General features: G+C 39.6%; 5 protein-coding genes. 1 reads left to right on the top strand and 4 read right to left on the bottom strand.

The features are described 5' to 3' along the window. Positions 1-95: 95 nt before the first annotated feature. On the top strand, positions 96-542 hold the full coding sequence (locus SMIDD26_RS05610) for a YueI family protein (RefSeq protein ID WP_061439426.1): 447 nt from the start codon (positions 96-98) through the stop codon (positions 540-542). On the opposite strand, the gene SMIDD26_RS05605 is transcribed toward SMIDD26_RS05610, so the two are convergent. Genes SMIDD26_RS05605 through glgD form a run of 4 tightly spaced genes read right to left on the bottom strand, consistent with a single transcriptional unit; the run spans position 539 to position 4,936 of the window. Next, positions 539-1,654 (bottom strand): glycerate kinase, encoded by a 1,116-nt coding sequence (locus SMIDD26_RS05605; protein WP_061439424.1) that lies wholly within the window; start codon positions 1,652-1,654, stop codon positions 539-541. The two genes, SMIDD26_RS05610 and SMIDD26_RS05605, sit on opposite strands and share 4 nt — an antisense overlap. Positions 1,655-1,663: 9 nt before the next feature. Next, positions 1,664-2,308, bottom strand: a complete 645-nt coding sequence (gene serB / locus SMIDD26_RS05600; protein WP_061439422.1) for a phosphoserine phosphatase SerB — start codon at positions 2,306-2,308, stop codon at positions 1,664-1,666. Positions 2,309-2,366: 58 nt separating this feature from the next. Then, complete coding sequence (glgA, locus tag SMIDD26_RS05595; protein ID WP_061439420.1) at positions 2,367-3,800, bottom strand: glycogen synthase GlgA; 1,434 nt, start codon at positions 3,798-3,800, stop codon at positions 2,367-2,369. After that, entirely contained in the window at positions 3,797-4,936 is a 1,140-nt protein-coding gene (gene glgD, locus SMIDD26_RS05590) for a glucose-1-phosphate adenylyltransferase subunit GlgD (RefSeq protein WP_061439419.1), read from the bottom strand. Before glgD ends, glgA begins: the two co-directional genes overlap by 4 nt. Between the last annotated feature and the right edge of the window lie 14 nt (positions 4,937-4,950).

The raw sequence follows: 4,950 nt of genomic DNA, 5'->3' as shown, positions 1-4,950 counted from the left end.
AAAAAACGTTATCTTTGTGCAAATTTTCCTTAACTTTATAAAGTAATCGCTTTCTTTTGTCTGTTTTATTCTAACTTTTATGATATACTGTTTTCATGACAGATTTATCAAAACAATTACTTGAAAAAGCTCATGGTGGGCCAAAATTAAATCCGGATGAGCAAAGACGCTATCTTGGTACTTTTGAGGAAAGAGTTCTTGGATATGCAGATATTGACACAGCAAATAGCCCGCAGTTAGAAAAAGGTTTTTTATCTATTTTAGAAAATCTTCAGGAAAAAGCAGAGCCACTATTTGTAAAGATTTCACCAAATATCGAATTTGACAAGCAAGTTTTCTACTTAAAAGAAGCTAAAGAAACTGATAGTCAAGCTACCATCGTATCTGAAGAGCATACTTCTTCTCCTTTTGGCCTGATTATCCATAGCAATGCACCAGTACAAGTAGAAGAAAAGGACCTTCGACTTGCTTTTGCAAAACTTTGGGAAGTTAAAAAGGAAGAACCAGCCAAGACCTCCTTATGGAAGAAATGGTTTGGCTAAATCTTGCGCATATTTAATAAATGCCCTATATTGGCAGCCGTGTGCTCCAAATAGAGACTGGCATTTTTCAAACTATCTTCTAGAGGTTCACATTTCTCCAAAATTGAAAAGGTGGCTTGGATATTTTCAAATGGTAGGGAAGGTAAATCTTCAGCAAGACTACCACAAATAGCAATGACAGGAACTCCGACAGGGGTTCTTTTTGCTACACCAATAGGCGCTTTACCTGCTAAACTTTGACGATCTAGCCTTCCTTCTCCAATAATGACCAAGTCAGCATCTGAAACTTTCTTATCAAAGTTGATTAGGTCCAAGCAGGTATCAATTCCCGACACGATATTTGCCTGAGCAAAGGCACACAAACCGCCAGCAAGGCCTCCACCAGCTCCTGCTCCTTTAATTTGCAATGTTGCAGGTGAGACTTTTTCATAAAAGTCTTGGATTGCTTGATCTACGACTGCAAACATAGTAGGATTTAGGCCTTTTTGCTTGCCAAAAATGTAGGTCGCACCTTGAGGACCACATAAGGGACTCACGACATCTGCTAAAATACGAATGTGAACATCTTCAGGAATTTCATAGCGATTTTTTGTTGAAACAGAAGCTAAGTCCAATAAGGATTGACCGAAAGCAGGCAAGACATTTCCATCCCTATCATAAAATTGATAACCTAAACCAGCAGCGATCCCAATTCCTCCGTCATTACTGGCCGTACCACCAACACCGATATAGATTTCTTTAATCCCTTGATCGATGAGGTGGCGAATCAACTCTCCAATACCACAAGTTTGGATTTGAAGTGGGTTTCGTTTCTCTAGCGGAATCTTTCTAAGGCCAACCAAATCAGCAACTTCGAATAGGGCTAGTTGTTCTTTTTGAAAATAGCGCATGGCTTCTTTTTGTCCAAAAGGCCCTGTCACTTGGAACCATTTTTCTTCTAGGTCAAGAGAACGTCGAATAGCATCTACAGTACCTTCCCCACCATCACCAACAGGACAGAGGAGACATTCTACATCTGCTATCGATTGTTGGAAGCCTCTTTCTATTGCTTCAGCTACCTGTTGAGCTGTCAAGCTTTCCTTAAACGAATCCGGTGCAATAACAATCTTCATATTTTTCCCTCATTCTAAATAGTCAATAAAAGGAAGAACTTCTAAAAAATCCCTCTTGTCAACATGATTCGGTATTTCTTTTTTGATCACTTCTTTGGCACAAAAGGCGATTCCTATTCCTGCCGATTTCAACATTAATAGGTCATTGGCTCCATCACCGATTGCAACCGTTCTATCTTTAGAAAGTTTTAGTTCCTTTCTCCATTGTTCCAAAGTCTCTTTTTTAACCTCAGGACTGATAATTTGTCCAACTAATTTTCCAGTTAAAAGACCGTCTTTGACTTCAAGTTGGTTTGCAGAGAAATAGGAAATACCAAGGGATTTTGCTAATCTCTCAACTATTTGCGTAAAACCACCTGACACCAGACCAACTAGGATACCATTCTTTTGGAGAATGGAAATGAATTCCTGGGCATTTTGCGATAAATGAATAGAGTTGAAGACTTTATCAAAAGCCGAAATAGGAAGACCTTCCAAGAAGGACACTCTTTTTCTTAAACTGCTTTCAAAGTCCAACTCCCCTCGCATTGCCTTACTTGTAATCTTCGAAATTTCCTCCTCACAGCCTGCCTCTCTTCCCAAAAGATCAATTACTTCTTCTAGGATTAAGGTTCCATCAACATCCATAACACACAAGCCTTTTACTTGAGACATCAGTTCTCCTCTCTAAATAGCCCAAAAATCGTATGAAATCATCATACGATTTTATCTATTAATTAACTAAACTATGGTACAAGTCAAGGTATGACTTGCAGGCTGTATCCCATGAAAAATCACATTCCATAGCTTGTTTTTGTAGTTTTTTCCAAATGTCAGGATGGTTTCTATGCAAGTCCAACGCTGTTTGGAAAGTCCAATTTAACCAATAAGGAGATAGATTGTCAAAGCTAAAGCCAGTACCGCTTCCTTCGATTGGATTGAAAGCGCGAACGGTATCTCGCAAGCCACCAACTTCATGAACCAATGGCAAGGTTCCGTAACGCATCGCCATCATTTGAGACAAGCCGCATGGTTCAAAACGACTTGGCATGAGGAAGAGGTCACAAGCAGCATAGATTTCTTGAGCTAGTTTGACATCAAAAGTGATATTTGCTGATAGCTTGTCTGGGTAAATCTGAGCAAACCATGAGAAAGCTCCTTCAAAGGCTGGATCGCCAGTTCCCAAAAGAACAATCTGAACATCATTTTGCAAGATATGGTGAAGACTTTCTACCACCACATCAAAACCTTTTTGACGTGTCAAACGAGAAACAATTCCCACCAGTGGAACGTCAGCTCTAACTGGCAAGCCAACTCTCTCTTGTAATTTTGCCTTGTTTTGGGCTTTCCCAGATAAATCTTCCTGACTAAAATGATAGTCCAAAAGGATATCCGTCTGAGGATTATAAAGATCAGCATCAATCCCATTCACGATACCAGACACCTTGCCAGACTCCATTCTAAGGATCTGATCTAAGTTACATCCGAACTGACTGGTCATAATTTCATGAGCATAGCTAGGTGAAACGGTTGAAACACGATCCGCATAGAGAATACCTGCCTTCATCCAGTTTAAACAGTTATTCCAGCGAAGGGTTCCATCAGCGTAACGTTCAAAGCCAACTCCAAACAAATCCCATAACATTCCTTCTGAAAATTGTCCTTGGAATTCCAAATTATGAATGGTTAAAACAGTTTTTATTCCTTGATAGGCTTGAATCCAACGGTATTTTTCCTTTAACAAGAAAGGAATCATAGCTGTATGGTAATCATGAACATGGAGAAGGTCAGGAATAAAGTCAATTCTTTCCATAGCCTCAATGGCAGCCAATTGGAAAAAGGCAAAGCGTTCTCCGTCATCAAAATCACCGTAAACATGACCACGGAAGAAATAATATTGGCTGTCAATAAAGTAGAAGGTTACACCGTTTAAGACGGTTTTCTTAATCCCACAGTACTGTCTACGCCAACCAACACTCACCTCAAAATGAAGAACATCTTCAATCTGATTTCCAAATTTAGCCTCTACCATGTCATAGTAGGGTAAAATTACTGCAACTTCATGTCCCGCTTTTACCAGTGATTTAGGAAGAGCGCCAATGACGTCTCCCAAACCACCTGTTTTTGAAAAGGGCGCACCCTCAGCTGCTACAAATAAAATTTTCATGAATGAATATCCTCTGTTACTTTGCTACCTTTCTTAACGACAACTGGATGTTCTGCAGTTCCTCGAATCACAACACCAGGCTCAACTTCAACACCCTTGTCCAAGATAGCATATTCGACCTGAGCTCCTTCTCCAATCACAACACGAGGGAAGAGCAGGCTATCTTTAACCAAGCTATCCTTATGTACATGAATATTACGTGATAGAACAGAATTTGCCACTTGACCTTCAATGATACTACCAGACGCAAACTGAGAGGTGCTTACCTTAGATGTATTAGCATAGTAAGTTGGCTCTTCGTTTTTGACCTTTGTATAAATCTTTTGGTTTGGTGAGAAAAGAGAATAGAATTTTTGCGATTCAAGCATATCGATATTCGCTTGATAATACGACTCTACAGAATGAATGTTGGCTAGGTAGCCTGTATACTCGTAGGCAAAAGCTCCCTCTTTTGCAGCCAAATCCCGTAAAACATAACGCAACTTCTCTGGATGTTCTTTTTTAGCTTCTTCTTCCAAGCGTTCAATCAACCACGGTGTATCAACGACAAAGATATCTGTAGACATATTGAACGTTTCAGCTGTTGACTTGCTATCAAAGAGTTTGTGAGAACGAACATGGTCTGTTTCATCCACTTCTAAGATTGCATTTACTTCTGAAATATCTTTCTTAGCTAGTTTTTTATAAACTACAGTGATAGGCCCTTTTGTTGTACTATGTAGGTGGAAAACTTGGTTCAAATCAATGTTAATCAAAACATCACAGTTGAGTGAAACTGTTTGGTTTGACCCAGAACGTTTCAAATAAGTAAGAAGCTGCTGGTAGTATTCTTTTCCAACTGTGCTACTTTCTACACGGGTATTGTAAATCCCTAGATAGTAATGGCTAAGAAGAGTTGATAAGCCCCACTCGCGTCCTGAACGAATATGGTCAAAGACTGAGCTGATATTATCCTGCTGGAAAATACCAAAGACACTACGAACACCTGCATTAGCAAGACTAGAAAGCGGGAAGTCAATCAAACGATATTTCCCACCAAATGGCAAACTTGCTACTGGACGGTGGTCCGTCAATGTCGACATATCATGAAAACCAACTGTATTTCCTAAAATGGCAGAATATTTATCAATCTTCATCTGTTGCTACCCCC

Source organism: Streptococcus mitis (assembly GCF_001579035.1).
Lineage (GTDB): Bacteria > Bacillota > Bacilli > Lactobacillales > Streptococcaceae > Streptococcus > Streptococcus mitis_J.
Note: the sequence above shows the minus strand (reverse complement) of the source record. Positions and strands in the feature narration are given on the sequence as shown.

Excerpts from the sequence above, each read along its gene's own strand:
- SMIDD26_RS05610 (WP_061439426.1), top strand. The coding sequence starts at position 96 with ATGACAGATTTATCAAAACAATTACTTGAAAAAGCTCATGGTGGGCCA.
- SMIDD26_RS05605 (WP_061439424.1), bottom strand. The coding sequence starts at position 1,654 with ATGAAGATTGTTATTGCACCGGATTCGTTTAAGGAAAGCTTGACAGCT.
- serB (WP_061439422.1), bottom strand. The coding sequence starts at position 2,308 with ATGTCTCAAGTAAAAGGCTTGTGTGTTATGGATGTTGATGGAACCTTA.
- glgA (WP_061439420.1), bottom strand. The coding sequence starts at position 3,800 with ATGAAAATTTTATTTGTAGCAGCTGAGGGTGCGCCCTTTTCAAAAACA.
- glgD (WP_061439419.1), bottom strand. The coding sequence starts at position 4,936 with ATGAAGATTGATAAATATTCTGCCATTTTAGGAAATACAGTTGGTTTT.